The sequence below is a fragment of the Edaphobacter aggregans DSM 19364 genome (genome assembly GCF_000745965.1).
Taxonomy (GTDB): domain Bacteria; phylum Acidobacteriota; class Terriglobia; order Terriglobales; family Acidobacteriaceae; genus Edaphobacter; species Edaphobacter aggregans.
On the sequence record NZ_JQKI01000345.1, the window covers coordinates 1 to 1,172 of the forward strand.

The window sequence follows — 1,172 nt, forward strand, 5'->3', positions numbered from 1 at the left end:
TCGGAAGGCACGATCGTTTCACCGCGGACATCAGAAAGCCGCTCGATCAGCGTTTCGACGGCGGGTGCTCGCTTTCCAAATTTCCCCACGACTGGTGCCACATACAACCCGCGACCGGCACGCATGAACTCTCCGCGCTTAACGAGCCGGGAAAGTGCTTGGTCGATGGCGGCGCGATTTCCAAGGTGTAACAGCGACTTTGCGGAAAGGGGCGTTCCTTCCGGAAGTCTCGTTGCCTCTGCCAGGATTTGTTCGTTCAGGCGCATCCATCGATCCTCTGTCAGAGGTATACCATGGTTTCTGACATACTCCGGCGGACGCCTCGTAGGCCATGCCCTGCTATGCCATCGCCGGGTTCGACTTCGATGCCGTCTGGTTCATGGGAGTTTGGGAGCGAAGTCCCGCGGGCATCGCGATCGCCAATCAGAACAAGAATCTGGTTGAAGACTTCCGTCGGGCTCTACCGGATTTTAGGCCGGAAGACAATGTCGGACCACCCAGAACACTCGGTATTGTGCTACTGAGACTTGGCATGGGCACCACTCTACAAAAACGTCCGGGCATCCGATGTTTGAGCACACAAGCCGCGGCGTACATGCGCTGTTGCCAAACGGGCGATTCACTGAAGGCTCACCCAAAATAGTAAGCGAGCTCGCTTTTGCTGAGGTATCAAGGAGTGCGAAGTCGCCACGATCAACGAAACCATTGGAGAGGGCACTACTTCAAAGCGGCGGGGTTGGGAGTTCTACTCTCAATTCTGTCATCCCCAGTCGCCGCTCAAACACAAGTCTTCCAAGCTTGGCCTGAGGTCGATAATTATTTGAAAGTGAATTCATACGTGCGGATCTCGTTCTTTGCCGCTTTGACTCGGGAGAATCGTGAGGGCACGAATGCCGAGCTTGGACCGAATATTGACTACTTCGTTAAGCCCCTCGCCAAGCTGAAAAGGATCACAGTCTTCCAGTTGGATCAGTCGAAAGAGAGACCACTTATGTTGAGGGCAGGCTACCGATACATGCCGTCAACTAGTGGACCCACCGAGAACCGTGGCGTGTTCGAGGTAACCGGTCGGTTCCCCCTAGCCTGCATCATTCACGAAGGCTGAGCGAGCGGTTGTTGTGAGCGCGAGCTCGTGACGAAGGCTCGTTTGGCTGGGTGCTGTTGGTTGGATT

General features: G+C 55.3%; 1 protein-coding gene. It reads right to left on the bottom strand.

Annotation, left to right across the window (positions count from 1 at the left end; translation table 11 throughout):
* Window positions 1-266, bottom strand: a 266-nt coding sequence (locus Q363_RS31705; RefSeq protein ID WP_035358790.1) for a DUF6088 family protein, incomplete at its 3' end; no start/stop codon positions are given.
* Window positions 267-1,172 lie beyond the last annotated feature (906 nt).